General features: G+C 70.6%; 21 protein-coding genes and 2 pseudogenes. 10 read left to right on the top strand and 13 right to left on the bottom strand.

The features are described from left to right. Positions 1–174: 174 nt before the first annotated feature. On the bottom strand, positions 175–1,845 hold the full coding sequence (locus tag FM051_RS29780) for an ABC transporter family substrate-binding protein (RefSeq protein ID WP_158849126.1): 1,671 nt from the start codon (positions 1,843–1,845) through the stop codon (positions 175–177). A gap of 275 nt (positions 1,846–2,120) precedes the next feature. Next, positions 2,121–4,022, bottom strand: a complete 1,902-nt coding sequence (gene typA, locus FM051_RS29775; RefSeq protein WP_158849124.1) for a translational GTPase TypA — start codon at positions 4,020–4,022, stop codon at positions 2,121–2,123. Positions 4,023–4,187: 165 nt separating this feature from the next. On the opposite strand from typA, the gene FM051_RS29770 reads away from it, so the two are divergent. After that, positions 4,188–4,412, top strand: a complete 225-nt coding sequence (locus FM051_RS29770) for a hypothetical protein (protein WP_162470752.1) — start codon at positions 4,188–4,190, stop codon at positions 4,410–4,412. 48 nt (positions 4,413–4,460) lie between these two features. Here FM051_RS29770 and FM051_RS29765 read toward each other — a convergent pair whose 3' ends face one another. Further along, positions 4,461–4,760 carry a YciI family protein gene (locus FM051_RS29765; protein ID WP_158849120.1) on the bottom strand — a complete coding sequence of 100 codons (300 nt, stop codon included), beginning with the start codon at positions 4,758–4,760 and terminating at the stop codon, positions 4,461–4,463. A 192-nt stretch (positions 4,761–4,952) separates the two neighbouring features. Between FM051_RS29765 and trpS the strand changes: the two genes are divergently transcribed. After that, a complete protein-coding gene (gene trpS / locus FM051_RS29760; RefSeq protein WP_158849118.1) occupies positions 4,953–5,918 on the top strand; it encodes a tryptophan--tRNA ligase in 966 nt (321 codons plus the stop codon). A gap of 180 nt (positions 5,919–6,098) precedes the next feature. Here trpS and FM051_RS52110 read toward each other — a convergent pair whose 3' ends face one another. The 3 genes from FM051_RS52110 to FM051_RS29745 are packed head-to-tail and all read right to left on the bottom strand — an operon-like array spanning position 6,099 to position 8,949. Next, on the bottom strand, positions 6,099–6,911 hold the full coding sequence (locus tag FM051_RS52110) for a (deoxy)nucleoside triphosphate pyrophosphohydrolase (protein ID WP_238412739.1): 813 nt from the start codon (positions 6,909–6,911) through the stop codon (positions 6,099–6,101). Between the two features lie 50 nt (positions 6,912–6,961). Further along, on the bottom strand, positions 6,962–8,230 hold the full coding sequence (locus FM051_RS29750) for a sensor histidine kinase (RefSeq protein WP_158849116.1): 1,269 nt from the start codon (positions 8,228–8,230) through the stop codon (positions 6,962–6,964). Continuing rightward, a complete protein-coding gene (locus FM051_RS29745; protein WP_158849115.1) occupies positions 8,227–8,949 on the bottom strand; it encodes a response regulator transcription factor in 723 nt (240 codons plus the stop codon). Before FM051_RS29745 ends, FM051_RS29750 begins: the two co-directional genes overlap by 4 nt. Positions 8,950–9,088: 139 nt before the next feature. Here FM051_RS29745 and FM051_RS29740 point away from each other — a divergent pair, with 139 nt between their 5' ends. The 4 genes from FM051_RS29740 to FM051_RS29725 are packed head-to-tail and all read left to right on the top strand — an operon-like array spanning position 9,089 to position 12,321. After that, positions 9,089–10,225, top strand: coding sequence for a LolA family protein (locus tag FM051_RS29740; protein ID WP_158849113.1), 1,137 nt, complete (start codon positions 9,089–9,091; stop codon positions 10,223–10,225). Continuing rightward, positions 10,222–11,241, top strand: coding sequence for an ABC transporter ATP-binding protein (locus tag FM051_RS29735; protein ID WP_158849111.1), 1,020 nt, complete (start codon positions 10,222–10,224; stop codon positions 11,239–11,241). Before FM051_RS29740 ends, FM051_RS29735 begins: the two co-directional genes overlap by 4 nt. After that, complete coding sequence (locus tag FM051_RS29730) at positions 11,238–12,071, top strand: ABC transporter permease (protein WP_158849109.1); 834 nt, start codon at positions 11,238–11,240, stop codon at positions 12,069–12,071. The genes FM051_RS29735 and FM051_RS29730 overlap by 4 nt, the downstream gene beginning before the upstream one ends. Before the next feature lie 31 nt (positions 12,072–12,102). After that, a complete protein-coding gene (locus tag FM051_RS29725; RefSeq protein ID WP_158849107.1) occupies positions 12,103–12,321 on the top strand; it encodes a GNAT family N-acetyltransferase in 219 nt (72 codons plus the stop codon). Here FM051_RS29725 and FM051_RS29720 read toward each other — a convergent pair. The 3 genes from FM051_RS29720 to FM051_RS29710 are packed head-to-tail and all read right to left on the bottom strand — an operon-like array spanning position 12,311 to position 15,911. Then, positions 12,311–13,282 (bottom strand): ABC transporter ATP-binding protein, encoded by a 972-nt coding sequence (locus tag FM051_RS29720; protein WP_158849105.1) that lies wholly within the window; start codon positions 13,280–13,282, stop codon positions 12,311–12,313. The genes FM051_RS29725 and FM051_RS29720 overlap by 11 nt on opposite strands. Then, entirely contained in the window at positions 13,282–14,901 is a 1,620-nt protein-coding gene (locus FM051_RS29715) for an ABC transporter permease (RefSeq protein WP_420803633.1), read from the bottom strand. The genes FM051_RS29720 and FM051_RS29715 overlap by 1 nt, the downstream gene beginning before the upstream one ends. Continuing rightward, positions 14,877–15,911, bottom strand: a complete 1,035-nt coding sequence (locus FM051_RS29710; RefSeq protein ID WP_158849409.1) for a thiamine ABC transporter substrate-binding protein — start codon at positions 15,909–15,911, stop codon at positions 14,877–14,879. Before FM051_RS29710 ends, FM051_RS29715 begins: the two co-directional genes overlap by 25 nt. A 137-nt stretch (positions 15,912–16,048) precedes the next feature. Here FM051_RS29710 and FM051_RS29705 point away from each other — a divergent pair, with 137 nt between their 5' ends. Continuing rightward, positions 16,049–16,342: a 4a-hydroxytetrahydrobiopterin dehydratase gene (locus FM051_RS29705; RefSeq protein WP_158849103.1), complete on the top strand. Its 294-nt coding sequence runs from the start codon at positions 16,049–16,051 to the stop codon at positions 16,340–16,342. A 13-nt stretch (positions 16,343–16,355) separates the two neighbouring features. Beyond that, positions 16,356–16,478, top strand: a pseudogene (locus FM051_RS54050) (hypothetical protein); the annotation flags it as partial. Here FM051_RS54050 and FM051_RS29700 read toward each other — a convergent pair. Continuing rightward, positions 16,436–17,509: pseudogene (locus FM051_RS29700) on the bottom strand (mannosyltransferase); the annotation flags it as partial. The pseudogenes FM051_RS54050 and FM051_RS29700 overlap by 43 nt on opposite strands. 348 nt (positions 17,510–17,857) lie before the next feature. Between FM051_RS29700 and FM051_RS50770 the strand changes: the two are divergent. Then, a complete protein-coding gene (locus FM051_RS50770; RefSeq protein WP_202919078.1) occupies positions 17,858–18,127 on the top strand; it encodes a hypothetical protein in 270 nt (89 codons plus the stop codon). A 9-nt stretch (positions 18,128–18,136) separates the two neighbouring features. On the opposite strand, the gene FM051_RS29690 is transcribed toward FM051_RS50770, so the two are convergent. Together FM051_RS29690 and FM051_RS29685 are read right to left on the bottom strand one after the other, a co-directional pair. Then, positions 18,137–18,553 carry a type II toxin-antitoxin system death-on-curing family toxin gene (locus FM051_RS29690; RefSeq protein ID WP_158849099.1) on the bottom strand — a complete coding sequence of 139 codons (417 nt, stop codon included), beginning with the start codon at positions 18,551–18,553 and terminating at the stop codon, positions 18,137–18,139. Next, positions 18,550–18,753, bottom strand: a complete 204-nt coding sequence (locus FM051_RS29685; protein ID WP_158849097.1) for a CopG family transcriptional regulator — start codon at positions 18,751–18,753, stop codon at positions 18,550–18,552. Before FM051_RS29685 ends, FM051_RS29690 begins: the two co-directional genes overlap by 4 nt. A gap of 126 nt (positions 18,754–18,879) precedes the next feature. Between FM051_RS29685 and FM051_RS29680 the strand changes: the two genes are divergently transcribed. After that, the gene (locus FM051_RS29680; RefSeq protein WP_238412755.1) at positions 18,880–20,040 is read left to right on the top strand and encodes a Shedu immune nuclease family protein; all 1,161 of its coding nucleotides are present in this window, start codon (positions 18,880–18,882) and stop codon (positions 20,038–20,040) included. Here FM051_RS29680 and ychF read toward each other — a convergent pair. Continuing rightward, positions 20,030–21,109: a redox-regulated ATPase YchF gene (gene ychF / locus FM051_RS29675; RefSeq protein WP_158849093.1), complete on the bottom strand. Its 1,080-nt coding sequence runs from the start codon at positions 21,107–21,109 to the stop codon at positions 20,030–20,032. The two genes, FM051_RS29680 and ychF, sit on opposite strands and share 11 nt — an antisense overlap. Position 21,110 lies beyond the last annotated feature (1 nt).

Raw genomic sequence — 21,110 nt, 5'->3', positions numbered from 1 at the left:
GTACGCGGCACGGTCACTGCCCATCGGCCGATCGTGACCAAAGGGTGACACGTTGGTCGCAGCACGCGACTCCATCGTTACCGGGCGGGAGCGTTCGTTAACCGGACGACGGGAATACTGTCAATACTGCACCGCGAACGCATCTTGAAGCCAGTGTTTCGTAAGAGTCAACGGTCAACGATCTTCGCGTTGCCAAGTGCGCGCGGCGCTCATCGGACCGGCGAACGGCGCGCCCGCGGTGACGTTCCGGGCCTCCGGGAGGATCACCAACAGGTCCGCTACCTGGAACAACGGCATCGAGACGGCCTGCTGCCAGAGGACCGGCTCGATCGTCTTCAGCGCGTCGGCGAGCAGCAGCTCCCCGCTGAGGGCCTGTTCGATCACCGGTTGGACCACTTGGTCGCAGAAACCGGACAGATTCGCCGGAATGGGCGTACCGCCGTCCTCCGGCGACGGCCGGCAGCCGAATGCGGAAGCCAGAACGGCCGCCGAATCACCGGTGTCGACCTGCGGCACGACAGCAATGTCGACGATCTCATTGGAAGTGGCGGTATCCGACAGATCTTGCCCGAACAACTGATTGGGCTGCGTTGTCAGGACGCGTGCGGCGATTCCGGACAATGACAGTTGACGCTGGACCGCGTTCGCGATGGTCACGTACGGCTCGATGCCGGCCGGTGCGGCGATGGTCAACTCGACGGGCTTGCCGTCGCGGCCCCACTGCCCGCCCTCGGGCCGGGTGTAGCCCGCCTCGGTGAGCAGTTGGACCGGGTCACCGGCCTTGGCGGGCATGGTCGCGGTGTAGCCGGGCTTGCTCGGCGGGACCACCTGGGCGTCGGCGCGGAGGTTCGCGCTCGGGCCGCTGCGGGTGCCGGCGGCGATCAGCTCGTCGCGGTTGAGCGCGTTCATGACGGCGGTGCGGACGCGGACGTCCTGCATGCGCGGGGAGGCGGGGCGGAGGAGGAGTTGGACGACCTCCGGGCGGGGCACGACGACCGTGGCCAGCGAGGTGGTCTTGGCCAGTTCCTCGACGTCCTTGGTCGCGATCGCGTCGGCGCGGATGAGGGCGACCTGGTCGTCACCGGTGTTCAGCGCCTCGACCGTGTCGTGGTGGCTGGCGCGGCGCAGGACCAGCCGGTCGAGTGCGGGCGGCGCCTCCCAGAACCGGTCGCTGCGCTCCAGGATGATCTCGCCGCGCGGCTGGTCCAGCGTGCGGACGGCGAACGGCCCGGCGGTGGCCGGGAAGCTGTCCGCGAGGGCCGCGCTCCAGCCGCCGGGGGCGTCTTTGAGCAGGTGGGCGGGCAGGAGGTTGCGGAACAGGCTCCGCCAGCCGGGGTAGGGCTTGCTGAACACGACCTCGACCACCTTGCCGCCCTCGCGGCTGGTGATGTCGCTGATCAGCCGGTACCCGGCCGGGTCGACCACCCCCGGCTCCTGCCGCATCCGCTGCCAGAGGTAGACGAAGTCCTCGGCCGCGATCGGGGCCGAATCGGACCAGCTGGCGTCGCGGCGGAGCGTGTAGGTGACCGTGTACGGAGCCGCGTTGGTCACCTCTGCGCTGACCACGAGGTCCAGGTCGAGCCGCGGACTGCCGTCCGCGTCGGTCCGGAAGGTCGACGGCAGCAGCAGCGAGGCCAGGGCGGTGGTGACGGTGCTCTGGCTGGCCAGGGTGTGCGGGTTGTAGCCGCCCTTGACGTCGTCGAGACCGACGACGATCTCGTTCAGCTTCTCCTTCGGGACGACCTCCATCCCCGGCGTGGAGGGCACCAGGGGTGGCGGAGGTGTCGCCGAGCAGCCCACCAGGGCAAACGCAGCCACCAGCGCAAGAACCGTTCGCTTCCCCATGCGTACGAGCGTGCCAGACGGCGCTGACAGTCGACGCCCAGGCCCCGCGAGTCGCCCACCACGTTTCCCGGACCACGCCGAACCAGCGCCGGGTGCCGCCGTCACGCGCCCGTCACGCGCCTGCCACAGGATCGCCGCGTGATCGCCGCGCCGACGACACGCCCCGTCACGCGGCATGTCGCGCGGGCATGTCGGCCAAACGAACGGGCACCCCGGGCCGAAGCCCGGGGTGCCCGTCAGCAGACCCCATATATCCATATATAAGGAGTGGGTGATCAGCCCCGCAGCTTGTTGCGGTTGCGCTCGCGGCCCCGCTGGTTGGCGTCCAGGATGACCTTCCGCACCCGCACGACGTCCGGCGCGACCTCGACGCACTCGTCGGCGGCGCAGAACTCCAGCGCCTCCTCCAGCGACAGCTTGCGCGGCCGGGCCAGGGTCTCCATCACGTCCGCCGTCGACGTCCGCATGTTCGTCAGCTTCTTCTCGCGGCAGACGTTGACGTCCAGGTCCTCCGCGCGCGGGTTCTCGCCGACGACCATGCCCTCGTACGCGTCCGCGCCCGGCTCCACGAAGAACGTGCCGCGGTCGGCCAGCTGGATCATCGCGTACGCCGTGATCGACCCGGACCGGTCGGCGACCAGCGAACCGTTGTGCCTGGTCCGGATCTCGCCGGCCCACGGGCCGTAGCCCTCGGACACCGCGTTCGCGATACCGGTGCCGCGGGTCTCGGTCAGGAACTCGGTGCGGAAGCCGATCAGGCCGCGCGACGGCACGACGTAGTCCAGCTTGATCCGCCCGGACCCGTGGCCGGACATGTTCTCCATCCGCCCCTTGCGGTTGGCCAGCAGCTGGGTGATGGCGCCCAGGTGCTCCTCCGGCGCGTCGATGGTCAGCCGCTCGAACGGCTCGTGCAGCTTGCCGTCGATCGTCTTGGTGACCACCTGCGGCTTGCCGACGGTCAGCTCGAAGCCTTCCCGCTTCATCTGCTCGACCAGGATGGCCAGCGCCAGCTCACCGCGGCCCTGCACCTCCCAGGTGTCCGGGCGCTCGGTGGGCAGCACGCGCACCGACACGTTGCCGACCAGCTCGGAGTCCAACCGGGCCTTGAGCACGCGCGCGGTCAGCTTGGTGCCGCCACCGCGACCGGCCAGCGGCGAGGTGTTGACGCCGATCGTCATCGAGATCGCGGGCTCGTCCACGGTGATCCGCGGCAGCGGCTCGGGGTTGTCCACGTCGGCGAGCGTGTCGCCGATGGTGATCTCCGGGATGCCGGCGATGGCGACCAGGTCACCCGCGCGCGCCTCCTCGGCGGGCACGCGGTCCAGCGCCTCGGTGATCAGCAGTTCGGTGATCCGGACCTTCTGGATCGACCCGTCCTCGCGGCACCACGACACGGTCTCGCCCTTGCGGATGCGACCGGCCTCGATGCGGCACAGCGCGATACGGCCGAGGAACGACGACGCGTCGAGGTTCGTCACCAACGCGCGCAGCGGCGCGTCCGCGTCACCCATCGGGGCCGGGATGTGCTTGAACAGGACCTCGAACAGGACGTCGAGGTTCTCCTCGTCCGGCAGGCCGCCGTCCTCGGGCTGGTTGAGCGACGCCCGGCCGGCGCGCGCCGAGGCGTAGACGACCGGGAGGTCCAGCACCGAGTCGTCGGCGCCGACCTCGCTGGCCAGGTCGAGCAGCAGGTCGTGGGCCTCGTCGACGACCTCGGAGATCCGGGCGTCGGGGCGGTCGACCTTGTTCACCACCAGGATCACCGGCAGACCGGCGGCCAACGTCTTGCGCAGCACGAACCGGGTCTGCGGCAGCGGGCCTTCGGACGCGTCCACCAGCAGCACGACGCCGTCGACCATGGACAGGCCGCGTTCGACCTCACCACCGAAGTCGGCGTGACCCGGGGTGTCCACCACGTTGATGGTGACCGGGCCGTCGGGCGTGTGGCGGCGGACCGCGGTGTTCTTGGCGAGGATCGTGATCCCCTTCTCGCGCTCCAGCTCGCCCGAGTCCATGACCCGGTCGACGAGCTCGGCTCGTGCGGAGAAGGCGCCGGACTGGCGGAGCATGGCGTCGACGAGTGTGGTCTTGCCGTGGTCAACGTGCGCGACGATCGCGACGTTGCGCAGGTCGTTGCGGACCAGCGTTTCCTTGATCGACGCGGTGGCCGTGGGCACGCGGAACTCCTAGAGCTGTCTGTGCGAGGGAAGCCAGGCGCCGGACGTTAGATCGCGCGCAGCCTTACGACAGCTTACCGGGCGGATCGCCCTTACCACACACCTACGGCAGGTGAGGTCAGCCTCACCTAGTCTGTGGGCACCTGGATGAGTGGAGCACGCCGCGTGGGCAAGGTCAAGGTGAAGAAGAAGTGCTGCCGGTCGACGCCGCGCTGCAAGAGCTGCCCGGTCGTGGTGCTGCTCAAGGCCAGGAAGAAGGCCCTGAAGAAGGCGGAGAAGAAGGCGGAGAAGAAGGCCGCCAAGCAGGAGCGCAAGGACGCCAAGCCCCAGAAGAAGGACCAGAAGAAGGACCGCAAGGACCTCAAGGACGACCGCAAGACGGCCGCGTGAGACCCACCGCCCGACCTGCGCCGGGTGGCACGCGGGCCGTTGCCGCGACTAGCCCAGCACCGCCTCGTTGACCCTGGCGAGTTCCGGCGCCGTCCGGGTGGCCTGGAACTCCACCACCTGGTACTTCGCCAGTTTGCGGACCGCGAACGGGTCCGTGGCGAGCAGCGCGTCCAGCTTCCCGCGCAGCATCGGCCGCGCGATGATCACGCTGCCCACGCGGGGCACCTGACGGCCCGAGGCCAGGAAGTACCCGGCCTCGTACTGCTTCTTCAGCCACTCCACGTGGTCCGGGAGGGCGTAGTCGACCTCGTCCAGCGGTGCGGTGTACTCCAGCAGCACGACGTACATAGAAGAAATGTAGACCGCGACACACCGCCGTAACACGCTAAGATCCCGGCTATGCGCAGTCTTTACACGTTCTGGTGGTCCGCCTTCCGGCGGCCCTGAGAACTGCGCGTCCAGACGAACGCAGGCCGCCCGCTGGGGCGGCCTTCGTGCTTTCGGGGGCCACGTCGAGCGGGCACACCCGAGAGGATCACCATGATCAGGCTGTCCGCGATCACCCCGTCCGGGCACGTCCAGCTGGGCAACTACCTCGGCGCCGTCAGGCGGTGGGCCGCCGAGGGCACCGAAGAGGACGTCTACTTCATCAGCGACCTGCACGCGATGACGACGTCGCACAACCCGTCGAGGCTGCGATCACTGACCCGGGAGCAGTTGGCGGTGCTCATCGCCGCCGGCGTCGATCCGAGGTCGGTGGCGGTGCAGTCCGACCTGGTGCGCGAACTGGGGGCGCTGACGTGGGTGTTGGAGTGCACCTGCACGTACGGCGAGGCCGCCCGGATGATCCAGTTCAAGGAGAAGTCGGCGGGGCGGTCGTCGGTCCGGTTGAGCCTGCTCACCTACCCGGTGCTGATGGCGGCCGACATCCTGCTGCAGGGCGCGCACGAGGTGCCGGTCGGTGACGACCAGCGGCAGCACGTCGAGCTGGCCCGGGTGCTGGCGCGGCGGTTCAACGGCACGTACGGCGAGGTGTTCGTGATGCCGCGCTCCGTCGTGCCGCCGACCGCGGCGCGGGTCCGTGACCTGGCCGATCCGTCGCGGAAGATGGCGAAGAGCGCGAAGGACGCCGCCGGCACGGTGTTCGTCCTCGACCCGCCGGACCTGGTGCGCCGCAAGATCCAGCGTGCGGTGACGGACGACCGGGGCGAGGTGCGCTACGCGCCGGACGAGCAGCCGGGCGTGGCTAACCTGCTGGAGATCCTGGCCGCGTGCACGCGCAAGGACCCGGAGGAGTTGGCGGGCACGATCAAGGACTACTCGCAGTTGAAGGAGGTCACCGCCGAGGCGGTGGTCGAGGAACTGCGGCCCGTGCGCGAAGGGACACAGCGCCTCCTGGACGACCCGGCCGAACTCGACCGCGCCCGCGCGCACGGCGCCGACCGCTCCCGCGAACGCTGCCGCCACCGCCTGGACGCCGCCCTCCGCATGTCCGGCCTGGCCTGACCCCCGAGAGTCGAACCTCCAGGTCCCGAGAGTCGAACGTTCAGGTACCCCGAGTTCTGCATTCGCGTCGACACGAACGTAGAACTCACCCCACCTGAGTGTTCGACTCTCGGGGTCTGAGCGTTCGACTCGCCCTGCCTGGAGGTTCGACTCTCGGGGTCTGAGTGTTCGACTCTCGGGTCAGGGGAGGAGGGGGTGCAGGGCGGGGAGTAGGACGCGGTCGGCGGGGAGCCAGTCGACGGTGTCGAGGTCGGCTGCGGTGAGCCAGCGGAGGGCGCGGTGTTCCACGGGTTCGGGTTCGCCGGTCGTGAGGTGGGCGGCGTACACCCGGAGCAGCAGGTCGGTGCGCAGGGGGACGTCGGGGCCGATCTGGTCGGCCGGGGCGACGGTCACGCCCAGCTCTTCGGAGCACTCGCGGATCACGGCGGCGTGATCGGTCTCGTCGGGTTCCACGCGTCCGCCGGGCAGCTCCCACTTGCCCGCGGCTTCGGCGGGGTACGAGCGTTGTTGGGCGAGCAGGAGGCCGTCGCGGATGATCGCGGCACCTACTACTACGCGCGCGCTCAGCAGCTCGACGCTGCGCTGCGACACCGCTGAAGCGCGCGCTTCCAGGACCTTCAACGCCAACCCGCGCCCGACGAGGACGTCGGCCAGGCGTCCGAACGGCCCGCCGGGGCTGGACCACTCCACCGAGTCGACCACCATCGTGCCGCCGCCGGTGTGCAGCAGGTCCGTGACCAGCGTCAACCGGGGCAACGGCCCACCGACCAGCTCGGCCGACACGCCCGTGGTGTCGGCCCGCGTCACGACCAGCGTCCCGTTGACCGGCCCCACCGACCCGGCCAGCCTCGCCCCGGCGTACAGCACCGGCCCACCCGAGATCCGCACGCCCAGGCCCCGGACCGCGCGGGTCAGCAGTCGGGCGTCCAGCAACGCGGCGGCGACCGTCCGCAGCGGGGCGTCGACCAGCGTGGTGGTTCTGAGCTCGGGCACGGTCGCCCATCCTGTCACCAGCACAGCCTGCCACCGCCGGGACGCGGCCCTCACCGGTAGAGCGGCCAGCGCACTTCCAGCCGGGCACCGCCCTCGGGCGACTCGCCGGCCCGGATCGTGCCGCGACGCCGCCGCACCAGGTGCGCGACCAGCGCCAACCCCAGGCCGAACCCGCCGGTGGCACGTCCGCGGTCCGATTCGACCCGGTAGAACCGGTCGAACACCTTGTCCCGGTGCTCCTCGGGGATGCCGTGGCCGTCGTCGTCCACCAGCAGCCGCACTTCACGCGCGGCCGGCAGCACCGAGATCCGGATGAACGTGCGGGCGTAACGGGCCGCGTTGCGCAGCAGGTTGTCCAGCACCAGCTCGACCTCGGTCCCGGCGGCCGAGATCAGGCACGCGCTGATCGGCGCGGCGATCTGCACCAGCAGGTCCGTCTCCCCCAACCGGTCCACCGCGGCCTGCGCCTGCAACACCAGGTCGACGGGCTCGGCGCGGGGCAGTTCGCCGGTGTCCGCACGCGCCAGGATCAGCAACGCGTCGACCAGCGCGGACATCCGCACCGACTCCTCCACCACCGATTCCAGCACCTCTGTGGAGAAGTCCGGATCGGGGTGCGCCACCGCCACCTCGGCCTGCGCCCGCACGGACGTCACCGGTGACCGCAGCTCGTGCGCGGCGTCACCGGTGAACCGGCGCAGCCGTTCGGTGGCCTCGTCGCGCCGGGCGAGCAGGGCGTTCAACGCCTCCGCAAGCGCTTGCAGCTCGTCCCGCGCGGCCGGCACGGGCAGGCGCTGACCGCGCGGCAGCTCCGCCGCGGCCACCCGCATCCGCTCCACCGGCCGCAACGACGACCGCACGGCCAGCCACGTCGCGATGCCCACCAGGCCCGCGACCAGCACCGCGGCCACCGCGAGCCACCGCGTGCCGAGGCTGTTGGCCTCCTGGTAGCCGACGAGCGTGTCACCGGCGACGTGCAGCTGCGGCGTGCCGTCGGCCGTGAACTCCACCCGCCCGATCCACCGGTGCGCGCTCGACCCGTCGATCCGCAGCACGGGTTCACCGGCCTTGAGCCGCCGGATGTCCGCCGTCGTCAGGTCCGGCCGAGGACCGCCGTCCAACGGGTTGCCGGCGGTGTCCAGCACGCGCATGTTCCCCGATCTGGCCAGCTCCGAGTCCACCGCGCTGACCTGCACGAACCCGATCAGACGGGGGGCGAGCAGGGTCAACGCCAGCAGGCACAGCAGGGCCACGCCGGTCGCCACGACGGTGATCCGGAACCGCAGCGTCCGCCGCAGCCACCACCGGCGCGGGTTCACCTGCGCCTGGTCCCCGCCGAACCCAGCGCCGCGTCGAGGTCGGGCGTGGACGCCAGGTAGCCGTGGCCGCGCACGGTCCGCACGACCTCGCCCGCGCCCATCGCGTCGAGCTTGCGCCGCAGGTAGCCGACGTACACCTCGACCGCGTTGCGGGTCGCCGCCTGCTCGTCGCCCCACACCGTGCGCAGCAGCTCGTCCTTGGTCACCACGGATCCCGCCCGGCTGGCCAGCACGTCGAGCACCGCGTACTCGCGCGGCGACAGCGCGACCTGCTCACCGGCCCAGCTCACCTCGCGCATCGCCCGGTCCACCACCAGGTCGCCCAGCTTGAGCCTGCGGCGCGCCAGGTCCGCCGAGTTGCGCCGCAACAACGCGCGCACCTGCGCCACCAGCACCACGAACGAGAACGGTTTCACCAGGTAGCCGTCGGCGCCGAGGTCGAGGCCGTCGGCCTGGTCGACCTCGCCGTCCTTGGCCGACACCATCAGCACGGGCGTGCGCACGCCCTCCGCCCGCATCCGCTGCAACACCCGGTAGCCGGACAGGCCGGGCAGCATGATGTCCAGCAGCACCACGTCGAACGCGCCGGTCAACGCCACCCGCAGCGCGTTGGGGCCGTCGGCGGCGGTGACCACTTCCATGCCCTCCGCGGTCAGGCCGCGTTCCAGCGCGCGTCGTACGCCGATTTCGTCGTCCACAACCAACACCCGTGGTCTCACGCCCACAGCATGCCCGGTCGGAGGGACAATCGGCGCGGGAGTCTCAGTGCGCTCTCAGGCTCTCAGCGCCATCTCAGGGCCGCCGGAGGAGTGTCTGGGTTGTCGGGTCGCAAGGGGCTGCCCGGTAGGAGGAGGGGTCATGAACCGGAGAAGGGTGACCGTTGTGGCGGCGGCGGTCGGTGTGGTCGCCGGGGCCACCGGGCTGGGGGTGCTCGCGATGCCCGCCGGCGCGGGGCCCGCACCGGTGCTGCCGGACGTCAGCGCCGAGGCGCTCGTCGAGTCGGTGCTGGGCGCCAAGCCGGCCGCGTTCGGCGGCACGGTCGCGGTGAACAACGACCTGGGCATCCCGTCCGTCGCGGGCGTTCCGCAGCTGTCCGACGGCGCCAGCACGGTGCGGATGTGGACCGACGGCACGGGCAAGCTGCGGGTGCAGCTGCCCAACGGCGACTCGGAGCGCACGTTCGTCGACGACGGCGAGACCGCGTGGCTGTGGGACTCGGCCGAGCAGACCGTGACCAAGCTGCCGCACGGCTCGTTCGAGGAGCGGAAGCCGGAGCTGAAGCCCGGTGAGCAGCAGGCCGCGCCGACGGACCCGGTGACGCTGTCGCGCCAGGTGGTGGCGGCGGTCCAGGAGTACAGCGACGTCACCGTCGACGGCACCGCGCGGGTCGCGAACCGGCCGGTGTACGAGCTGGTGCTGACCCCGAAGCCGACCGAGAAGACGGTGCTGCGCGAGGTGCGCGTCGCGGTCGACTCGGAGCTGCGGGTACCGCTGCGGGTGGCCGTGCTGACCAACGGCACGGACGCGCCCGCCGTGCAGGTCGGGTTCTCCGACCTGAACGTCGGCCCGCAGGACGCGTCGCTGTTCGCGTTCACCCCGCCCGCCGGGGCGAAGGTGACCGAGCCCGAGGTCGAGGAGCCGTCGGCGGAGGAGAAGGCCGCCGCCGAGAAGGCGATCACCGAGGCGAACACGCAGGTCATCGGCGAGGGCTGGGACACCGTGCTGGCCGCGCGCGTGTCGCAGGACGCGTTGACGGGCCTCGCCCAGCAGCAGGAGCAGCAGGGTGAGAACCGCCGGTGGGAGGAGCGCGAAGGTCAGGACGTGGACGTCCAGGGCCTGCTCAAGCAGCTGGGCAAGCCGCTCAGCGGCACCTGGGGCTCGGGCACGCTCATCACCACGCGGGTCGGCGGCGTGCTGATCGCCGACGACGGCCGGGTGGCCGTGGGCGCGGTGCCGGAGCAGGTGCTGGTCGACGCGATCGGCCAGGTCAAGTGACCACCTCGACCAGCGCACGGGTGGAGTCGGCCGCTTCGGCGGCCGGCTCCACCCCGGTCTTCGCGGCCCGGACGCGGGGACTGCGCAAGGTGTACGGGCGCACGGTCGCGGTGGACCGGGTGGACCTCGACGTGCCGCACGGTGCGGTGCTCGGGATGCTCGGCCCGAACGGGTCGGGCAAGACCACCACGATCCGCATGCTGCTCGGGCTCGTGCGGCCGACCGAGGGGGAGGTCGAGCTGCTGGGCAAGGCGCTGCCCGACGGCGTCGCGGAGGCGTTGCCGCACGTGGGCGCGCTGGTCGAGGGTCCGGGGTTCCACCCGTTCCTGTCCGGCCGGGAGAACCTGCGGCGGGCGGCGGCGTTCGAACCGCTGCTGGCCACCGGTGACATCAGGCAGGCCGTGGAGGACGCGCTGGAGCGGGTCGGCCTCGGCGCCGCCGCGCACCGCCGCTACCGCGGGTACTCGCTGGGCATGAAGCAGCGGCTGGGGCTGGCCTCGGCGCTGCTGGTGCGGCGGAAGCTGATCGTGCTGGACGAGCCGACCAACGGCCTGGACCCGGCGGGCACCCGCGAGGTGCGCAAGGTGATCGCGGACCTGCACGCGTCGGGCAGCACGGTCGTCGTGTCGTCGCACCTGCTCAGCGAGATCGAGGCGACGTGCACGCACGTGGCCGTGCTGCACCGGGGAACCGTTGTCGCGCAAGGGGAACTGGCCGAGTTGCTGCACGCGGACAGCAGTTCGCTGCTGATCGTCACGCCGGACGTGGACGACGCGTTGAACGCGTTGCGCGCCGGGCGGATCTCGGCACGTCCGATCGAGGAGGGCGTCCGGGTCGAGCTGATCGGCACGACGGCGCCCGTGGTGCTGGAGACGTTGGTGCACGCGGGGGTCGCGGTGCACGAGGCGCGCCGGCACCGCACCGGCCTGGAGGACCTGTTCGCGCGGCTCACCGAGGCCGAGGAGTCCGAGCACAACATGTCCGCGGTGGACACGATCGAGGAGGGGACCCGATGAGCGCGCTGGTCGCCACGCGCGCGCCGCTGGGCAGGCAACTGCGCTCGGAGCTGCGCTGGATCCTGCGTCGGCCGCGGACCGTGATCGGGCTCGCGTCGCTGTGCCTGGTGCCGATCCTGGCCGGGATCGGGCTGTGGTTCGCGGTGGACGGCGACGGGCCGGCGGGTCCGGGTCTGGCCGGGATCATCGCGGGCAACGGCTTGGTGCTGCCGGTGTTCACGCTGTTCCTGGCGCTGCCGCTGCTCCTGCCGCTGGTGGGTGCGATCTGGGCGGCCGACGGGCTGGCCGGTGAGGCGCAGCACGGCACGTTGCGCGGGTTGATGCTGTCGCCGGTCGGCCGGATCCGGCTGCTGGGGATCAAGGCGTTCGGCGTGGCCACCATGTCGTTGGTCGCGGTCACGTTGATCGCGGTCGTGGGCGCGATCACCGGCGCGGTGCTGTTCGGTGGCGAGGGGATGCTCACGCTGTCCGGCTCCACGCTGTCGTTCGGTGCGGCGCTGGGGCGGATCGTGTTGACGATCCTGCTGGTCACCGTGCAGGTGTGGGGTGTGGCGGCGGTCGCGATGGCGATCTCGGCGTGCACCGAGCACCCGTTGGTGGTGATGGCCGCGACGATGGCGGGCGTGATCGTGTTCGCGGTGCTGGGCGTGTTCAGCGCGCTGGACTGGCTGCACCCGTACCTCATCACGTCGGCTTGGAACGGCCTGGTCGACGTGATGCGCGACCCGTTGCCGACCGAGGAGTTGTGGCGCAGCACGGCGTTGGCGGGGTGCTACATCGTGATCGGGCTGTCGCTGGCGGCGATGCGGTTGGCCACCAAGGACAACTAGCCGGGGCAATCGGCTTGCCCGTCCCGGGGCAATGAGGTCTGTGTTCCCGGAGACCGAGCGGTTGGCGCTGCGCGAGTTCGTCGAGTCCGATGTGGACTCGTTGGCGTGGCTGCTGGGCGAGCCTCGGGTGATGCGGTACATCGAGGACGGCAAGCCGGTGTCACGGGCCGACGTGGAGTGGCCGGACTACATCGAGGGCGCGGAACACGGTGACGTCGAGTACGCCCTGGACCGCGACCTCAGCCGATGACCGCGACCCCGTCGTGGTCCACGGACAGCGTGACCCGGTCGCCGGGCGACGGTGGCTCGGCGACCGGCGCCACCGCCTCGAACTCCTCACCGTCCAGACGCACCAACAACCGCACGTGGTCACGGCGGTGCACGCGTTCCAGCACCTCGGCCTCGATCGTGCCGTCCGGGTCGACGCGCAACGCGGTGGACCGCAGGCCGACCCGCGCGTCCACGCCCACCAACGCCCGCGCCACCGAGGCCGGCAGCACCTTGCCGCACCCCAGGAACCGCGCGGTCTCCACGTCCGCCGGGCGCTGCCACACCTCCGTCGGCACGCCGACCTGCACGATCCGTCCCGCGCGCATCACCGCCACCCGGTCCGCCAGCGTGAACGCCTCGTCGTGATCGTGCGTCACCACCAACGCCGTCGCACCCGTCTCGCGCAGCAGCCGGGCCAGGTCCACCGCCAACTGCTCCCGCAACGCCCGGTCCAGCGCGGACAGCGGTTCGTCCAGCAACAACAACTTGGGCCTGGGCGCGAGGGCACGGGCCAGCGCGACCCGCTGCTGCTCGCCGCCGGACAGCTCGGTGACGCGCCGCTTCCGGTACCCCGCGAGACCGACCAGCTCCAGCAGCTCGGCCACCCGCTTCTCGCGCGCCTCCCGCTCCACCCGGTGCATCCGCAGGCCGAACGCCACGTTCCCCGCCACGTCCCGGTGCGGGAACAGCTGACCGTCCTGGAACACCAACCCGAAACCCCGCCGGTGCACGGGCGTCCCGGCCAGGTCCACCCCGTCCCACGACACCACCCCGGAACCGACGGGCTCCAACCCGGCCACCGCGCGCAGCAACGTCGACTTGCCGCACCCGGACGGCCCGAGCAGCGCGACCACCTCGCCGTCCGCGATGCCCAAGTCCACATCGGACACCGCCGTCACGTCGCCGTACCGGACGCTCAACCCGTTGACGCGCAACGACATCAGAACTCCCCGCCGCTCGGCACCCGCAACCGCTCGATCACCAGCACGGCCACCGTGGTCACCACCATCAGCAACGCGCACGCCGCGTAAGCCATCTGGCTGTTCAACTCCCCCGGCCGCGACATCAGCCGGGCGATCACCACCGGCAACGTCGGCGCGTCCGGCCGGGCCAGGAAACTCGTCGCGCCGAACTCCCCCAGCGCCACCACGAACCCGAACCCGGCCGCCGCCAGCAGCGACCGCGACGCCAACGGGAAGTCGACCTCCCGCCACACCCGCCACGGGCTCGCGCCCAACGTCGCCGCCGCCTGCCGCAGCCGTTCGTCCACGGCCCGCAGCACCGGCAGCACGATCCGCACGATCAGCGGCGTCACCACCAGCGCCTGGGCCAACGGCACCAGCAGCGGTGACGTGCGGAAATCGCCGGGCAGGGCGTCCATGGTGATCAGGTACCCGAAGCCGAGCGTCACCGCGGACACACCCAACGGCAGCATCAGCGCGGTGTCGAGGGTTTCCGCGAACCACGAGCGGTGCCGTCGCAGGCCCACCAGCACCACCGCCGACGTCACGCCGACCAGCAGCGCGACCACGGTGGCGTCCGTCGCCGTGCGCACGGAGTTGAGGGCCGCGTCGAGCCCGGACACCGCCAGCGTGCCGCGCTCCCCCGTGCCGGCCAGGGCCGCGTACCCGGCGAAGCTCCAGCCGTCCTCGGTGGCCAAGGACCGCACCAGCAGCCCGACCACCGGCGTGAGCAGCGCCGACACCACCAGCCAGGCCGCCACGACCACGCCCCGCTCGCCGCCCGCCGGACGACGCGGCGGCTCGATCCGCAGCGGCAACGCCTTCTCCCGCTTGCGCCGGGCCAGACCGCCGATGACCAGCACCGCGATCACGGCGGCGAACTGCACCAGCGACAGCGCGGCGGCGCCCGACAGGTCGAACAGCTGCACCGTGCGCAGGTAGATCTCGGTCTCCAGGGTGCGGTGGCGTGCGCCGCCGAGCACCAGCACCACACCGAAACTGGTGGCGCAGAACAGGAACACCACCGACGCCGCCGACCCGATCGCCGGGGCCAACGAGGGCAGCACGACGGACGTGAAGGCGCGGACGCGTGACGCGCCCAGAGCGCGCGCCGCGTCCTCCGCACGCCGGTCGACACGCGCCCACAGGCCGCCGACCGTGCGGGCGACCACGGCGACGTTGAAGAACGCGTTGGCCAGCACGATCGGCAGCACCCCGCCGTCCGGCCACAACGCCCGGAACGCCAGCCCCACCACGACCGTCGGCAGCACGAACGGCACCATCACCGCCGCCCGCACCACCCCCGCGCCGCGCACCCGGCAACGGGCCAGCAGGAACGCCACCGGCATGCCCGTGACCAGCGCCAACAGCGTCGCCGCGGCGGCCTGGCCGAGGGTGAACCCGACCAGGTCCCAGGTGTCGGCGCGGGCCAGGACGGGCAGCGCACCGTCCTCGCCCAGGCCGAGCGCGACGATCGCCAGCACCGGCCAGGCGAAGAACACCCCCAGGAACGCCAGCGGCAGCAGCGCCGCGAGCGACCAGGTCAGCCCCGGGCCCAGTGCCGCACGCGACCTCAGCCCTGGACCAACGTGCGCCACTGCTGCACCCACCGCTCGCGGTTCGCGTCGACCTCGGCGGCGGGCAGCGACCGCGCGGTGGCCGGCAGCGGCGCGGCCTTCGTCCACGCCTCGGGCAGCGCGACACCCTCGCGTGACGGGTAGACGTACATCTGGCCCGGCACGTCGGCCTGGACCTCCTCGCCCAGCAGGAAGTCGACGACCTTCTCGGCGTCGTCGGGGTTCTTCGCGCCGTTCAGCACGCCCGCGTACTCGACCTGGCGGTAGCAGGTGTCCAGCAGCGCCTTGGTGCGCGGCGTGCCGTCGTCACCGATCTCCGCCGACGGCGACGACGCGTAGGACACCACGATCGGGCGCGGCCCCTTGCCGCTGGAACCGGAGAAGTCCTGGGTGTAGGCCTCCTCCCAGCCGCTGACGACCTTCACGCCGTTCGCCTTGAGCTTGCCCCAGTAGTCCGCCCAGCCGTCCTCGCCGAACGCGGCGATGGTGCCGAGCAGGAACGCCAGGCCCGGCGAGGACGTGGCCGGGTCCTCGACCACCAGCATGTCCTTGTACTTGGGGTCGGCCAGGTCGGCGTACTGCTTCGGCTCGCCGATGTCCTTGAACGCGGCCACGTCGATGTTCAGGCACACGTCACCGACGTCCACCGCGTGCAGCCGGTTCGGCGGGTCGAGCTGGTAGCGCTGCGCGCCCTTCTGCGCCTCGGGGCTCGCGTACTCGGCGAACACCCCCTCCTTGAGGGCGCGGGAGGCGAACGTGGAGTCCACGCCGAAGGCGACGTCCCCGATCGGGGCGTCCTTGGTGAGCACCAGCTTGTTGGTCATCTCACCCGCGTCGCCGCTGGCCAAGGGCTTGATCGTGATGCCCGTGCCGGTCTTGAACCGCTCCAGCAGCGCGGGGGTCAGCGCGAACGAGTCGTGCGTCACCAGCGTGACGACCCGCTCGCCCTGCGGCGGCGCGTCGGAAGTGGTCACCGAACAGGCCGTGAGCAGCGCGAACGCGGTCACGGCGGGCAGCACACGTCGGAACATCATCTCTCCCTACACCGGCATGACCCGGATCAGGTGTGGACGGTCGAAGGCTCGCGCGCCTTCCTCTCAGCCCGGCGCAGCACCGGACTCCCGTGGTGAACGGGCAGCTTACCCCGCGTGGTGGGACGATCGGGGCCATGGCCGAGCTGCTGACCGACGACCAGGTGACCGCCGCACTGACCTCACTGCCCTCGTGGAAGGCCCAGGACGCCGCGCTGGTGCGCACGGTGGAGCTGGAGAGCTTCGCGCAGGCCCTCCAGGTGGTGAACCGGGTCGCTGAGATCGCCGAGAACGACAACCACCACCCCGACATCGACATCCGCTGGCGCACGCTGACGTTCCGGTGCAGCACGCACGCCAGCGGCGGGATCACCACGCTGGACGTGTCACTCGCGGAGGAGATCGACGGGGTGCTCGACGTCTTCCTGTGACTTCCCCCTCGCCGACTTGTCCGGTGCCGACTTCTCCTGGGCCGACTTCTCCTGGGCGGGCTGCCTCAGCACCACGGCGATGGTGACGAGCGTGAGCACGCCCACCGCCGGGTACACCCAGCCGAGCGCGGAGTAGTACCAGGGGCGCGGGATGATCCAGATCGACGGCTGGACCCTGAGCAGGAACGAGATCAGGTAGCTGCCGATGGCCAGGAGCCACGCGATCGCCGTGACGGTCGCGAGCCGGTGCCCGGCCCGGTAGATCAACCACATCAGCGCGGGCACCGCCCACACCCAGTGGTGGCTCCACGAGATCGGCGAGACGAGCAGGCCGAGGAACTGCACGGTGACGATCATCGCCAGCGTGTCCTTCGCCTTCACCGCCGCGTGCAGGGCGAACCCGGCGAGCACGACGGCCGCCGCCACCCCGGCCAGGAAGACCGGCCCGGTCTCCACGTCGTAGCCGACCGTGCGGGACAGCGCGCCGCGCAGCGACTGGTTGATCGCGCTGCCGACCGGGCCGACCCTCGTCGCGTCGCCGAGCAGGTGGAACCAGTACTCGTTCGACTGGCTCGGCGAGATCAGGTAGCCGAGCCCGACCGTGCCGAAGAACGCCGCCGCCGACCACACCGCCGCCTTGTACCGGCGGGTGACCAGGAAGTAGAGCCCGGAGATCGCGGGCGTGAGCTTCAACCCGGCCGCGATCCCGACGCCCGCGCCCTGCTTCCAGCTCTGCGCGCTGACCATCGTGCCGAGCAGGAGGGCCGCCAGCACCAGGTTGATCTGGCCGTAGTTCAGCGTGGTGCGGACCGGTTCGACCCAGATGAACAGGCCGGCCCACAGCAGCGCGCGGCGCGGGTCGTTGCTGCCGACCAGCTGCAACGACTTGCGGGTGATGAACCACAGGCAGGCGAGGCTGACCAGCTGCCAGAACCACCGCGCCGCGCCCCACGGGACCCACGACAGCGGGACGAAGACGAGCGCGGAGAACGGCGGGTAGGTGAAGGGGAGGGCGAACTGGTCGGAGAACTCCTTGAGCCGCCACTCGTAGAGCAGACCGGTGAACAGCTCGGGTGAGGCGTTCCGGTAGACCATCAGGTCCACCATGGTCATCTTCGTCTGGAAGGCGACCATCGCCAGGTGTCCGAGCAGGGAGAGGCCGAACACCCACGGCGCGAAGGCGAGCACCCGCCCCTCAAGTGCACGCAGTCCCACCCTCTACCTCCACGATCGTGTGAATTGCACGACTGTCGGGCCACGAAACCGGGTACCCAGGCGTCAAGACGAGTGGGAGATCAACGCAAGGGGAAAAATCGCATGACCGCCGACATCGTCGTGTTCATCTTCGCCGCACTGGCCATGCTGGCCACCGCGGGGGGCGTCTTCGCCCTGGCCCGCCACAGCCGCAACCACGTGCGCTGACGACACAGCACAGTACCTCGGGGCGGTGCGCTGAGCGCACCGCCCCGAATCTTGTTCACGTCCAACGCCGTCGCGGACCCACGGTCCGCAGCCGTGCCCAGGCCACGCCAACGCGCACTTACCTCGGCACCCGCCCGCCGCCTAGCGTTCACGGGCGATGGAAATCTTGTCCGGGCTGAGCCCCCGTGCCCGAATGGATGTGGCCGCCACGCGAGGAAGGCTGGTTCGCGGACGACGCACGTCTACGAACTGGACAAGCCGACCAAGTCCTACGCCCCCACCGGCATCTTCCGCGACTCGCTCGACCTCTCGGTGCCGTTCGACATCGACATCGACCTGGCGAAGATCCAGTCGAACCTGTGACGCCGACCGTCAGGCGTCGAAGCGGAACTCGGCGGGGCCGCGCGGCGGGGTGGTGTCCGGCCTGGTCCACGCGGACAGTCGGACCGCGGCCTCCGGGTAGCCGATCTCACTCGTCGCCAGCGCGATGACCAGGTCGTACGCGTCGTCCTCCGGCGCGTCCAGGTCGATCCCGTTCAGCCCGCAGAACACGAACGCCGCCATCCACCCCAACCGCTTGTTGCCGTCGATCAGCGGGTGGTTGCGCAGGATCGACTCCAGCAGCACGGCGGCCTTCTCGTGCACGCCCGCGTAGGCGTCCTGCCCCATCAGCGACGACCGGGGCCGGTGGGCGGCCGAGTCGAGCAGGCCCACGTCACGGACCTTGGGCACACCCAGGTCGTCCGCCAACGCCAGCAGGTCCTCCAGCGTCAGGTACTCCACCGTCACCGAGCCAGACGATCGAGCAACGACGCGTACCGCTCACGTCCCTCGAGGGAGAGCGCACGGACCCGGTCCTCGCGGACCCGGCGGGCGGCGGCGTCGGCGATGGCGCGCACCACAGCTTCGTGCTTGCTCACCCCGTCCGCCTCGGCGAGCAGGGCGAGCGCGCGTTCCTGCTCGTCGGACAGCCGCAACGTCATCGCCATACCAACAATGCTACCACTCTGGTAGCAAGATCAAATAGCGGGATCAGTTCATTCGGCACATCGGCCCCGAGGTCGTACTGAAGACTCCTGTCCATGAGCGTGAGATCCGATTGGACGTTGGAAATCATGGTGGAGCAGGCTCGCGACCTCTGCGCCACCGAAACCGGCCGAGAAGCCGTCATCGACGTGCTGCGCCACATCAACAGCGGCAAGTCGCCCTTCCGTGGTGGCCGCCAGCTCGTCAAGTTGCTGCAAGTGGCATTGACCACTGCGGAGCCCGTCGAGGGCGACGAGGTGACGCAACGGCTCCGGGACGGCATCGACTACGCCGAGGGCCGCGCATTCAAACAGGACATGGAGGACCGGTACCCGCTCTTCCGGAAAAAGCGCAGCGACATAGACCTCGAATTCGTCGTCAGGTCCTTGGAGGCATCGATCGAGTACTGGATCGGGGTCGGCGGCAAGTTCCTCGCCGAGACCCCTTCCGCGACCGGTGCCGAACTCTTGGCCCATGTGCAGGGGTTCCGACAGGAACTGCCCTTCATGGACGCGCCGGAGGACCGCCCCGGCAGGTACCGGCTCGTTCGCGGTCGAGCCGAAACCGCCGAGTGGATCAAGGCCGTGCTCGCCGACCGCGTCGACATCGAGGACGTGGACGCGGCTGGCCGCAGGATCGCCATGAGCCCTGACGCGCTGGCCGTGCTCGCTTCGGATGAAACCGGCAAAGTGCTGCTCCAAGCCGCGGAGCTGAAGCGACGCCAGGAGGGTTTGGCCGAGCTTCGGGCGGTCGTGGAGGACCCGCGCTCGTCCGAGCCGGAGATCCACAAGGTGCTCGAAGGACAGCTGTGGATCTTCGGCGGGCGTTATGTCGGCAAAGCCCGCCGTCGGCGATTCGTCGAGGGTGATGAAGTGGACATCCCCCTCGTCCGGCCGGACGGGTCGCTGTGCGTGATCGAGTTGAAGAAGGCCAAGGTGCCGGTGGTGACGCGATACCGGAATTCATGGGTGGTGAGCGCCGAAGTCGACAAGGCCATCAGCCAAGCGTCCAACTACCTCGTCGGACTGGACGAGAACCGGCAGCAGATCCTCGCCGACCACACCGTCGACACCCGCCGGGCCAACGCAATCGTGCTGATCGGGCATCCCGAGTTCGAACCCAAGGTGACAGAAACGACGATCAACGAGGTGTTCCGCATCCGGACCGCCGAATCCAGCCGCGTCGAGGTGCTCACCTACAAGGAACTCCTCGACGCGGCCGAACGGTCGCTAGAACCGGTCACACGTTGAAGCGGAACTCCACCACGTCGCCGTCGACCATGACGTAGTCCTTGCCCTCCATGCGCACCTTGCCCGCGGCCTTCGCGGCGGCCATGGAGCCGGCTTCCACGAGGTCGTCGAAGGAGACCACCTCGGCCTTGATGAAGCCGCGCTCGAAGTCCGTGTGGATCACACCGGCCGCCTGCGGCGCGGTCGCGCCCTTGGGGATGGTCCACGCCCGCGCTTCCTTCGGGCCCGCCGTCAGGTAGGTCTGGAGGCCGAGGGTGTGGAAACCGGCGCGCGCCAACGCGTGCAGGCCCGGCTCGTGCTGCCCGATCGACTCCAGCAGCTCGGCGGCGGACTCCTCGTCCAGCTCCAGCAGCTCCGCCTCGACCTTCGCGTCGAGGAACACCGCGTCGCCGGGCGCCACCAGCTCGCGCAGCTCCTTGAGCTTCGCCTCGTCGGTGAGCACGGCCTCGTCGGCGTTGAACACGTACAGGAACGGCTTGGCGGTGAGCAGGCTCAGCTCGCGCAGCTGCGAACCGTCCACTTCGGACTGCGCGGCGAACAGCGTGCGGCCGCCGTCGAGGATGTCGCGCGCCTTCTGCGCCGCCTCCAGCGCGGGACGGCGGTCCTTCTGCGTCCGGGCTTCCTTCTCCAGCCGCGGCACGGCCTTCTCGAGCGTCTGGAGGTCGGCCAGGATCAGCTCGGTGTTGATCGTCTCGATATCGCTGACCGGGTCGACGCGACCGTCGACGTGCACCACGTCCGAATCGTCGAACACCCGGATGACCTGGCAGATCGCGTTGGCCTCGCGGATGTTGGCGAGGAACTTGTTCCCCAGGCCCGCGCCTTCGGACGCGCCTTTCACGATGCCCGCGATGTCGACGAACGACACCACCGCCGGCACCTCGCGCTCGGAGCCGAAGATCGCCGCCAGCTTGCCGAGGCGGGCGTCCGGCAGCGGCACCACGCCGACGTTCGGCTCGATGGTCGCGAACGGGTAGTTCGCCGCCAGCACGTCGTTGCGCGTGAGGGCGTTGAACAGGGTGGACTTGCCGACGTTGGGCAGGCCGACGATGCCGAGGGTCAAACTCACG

Origin of the sequence: Saccharothrix deserti, from assembly GCF_009769385.1 — a bacterium.
In the GTDB taxonomy this organism is placed as follows: Bacteria; Actinomycetota; Actinomycetes; order Mycobacteriales; family Pseudonocardiaceae; genus Actinosynnema; species Actinosynnema deserti.
Note: the sequence above shows the minus strand (reverse complement) of the source record. Positions and strands in the feature narration are given on the sequence as shown.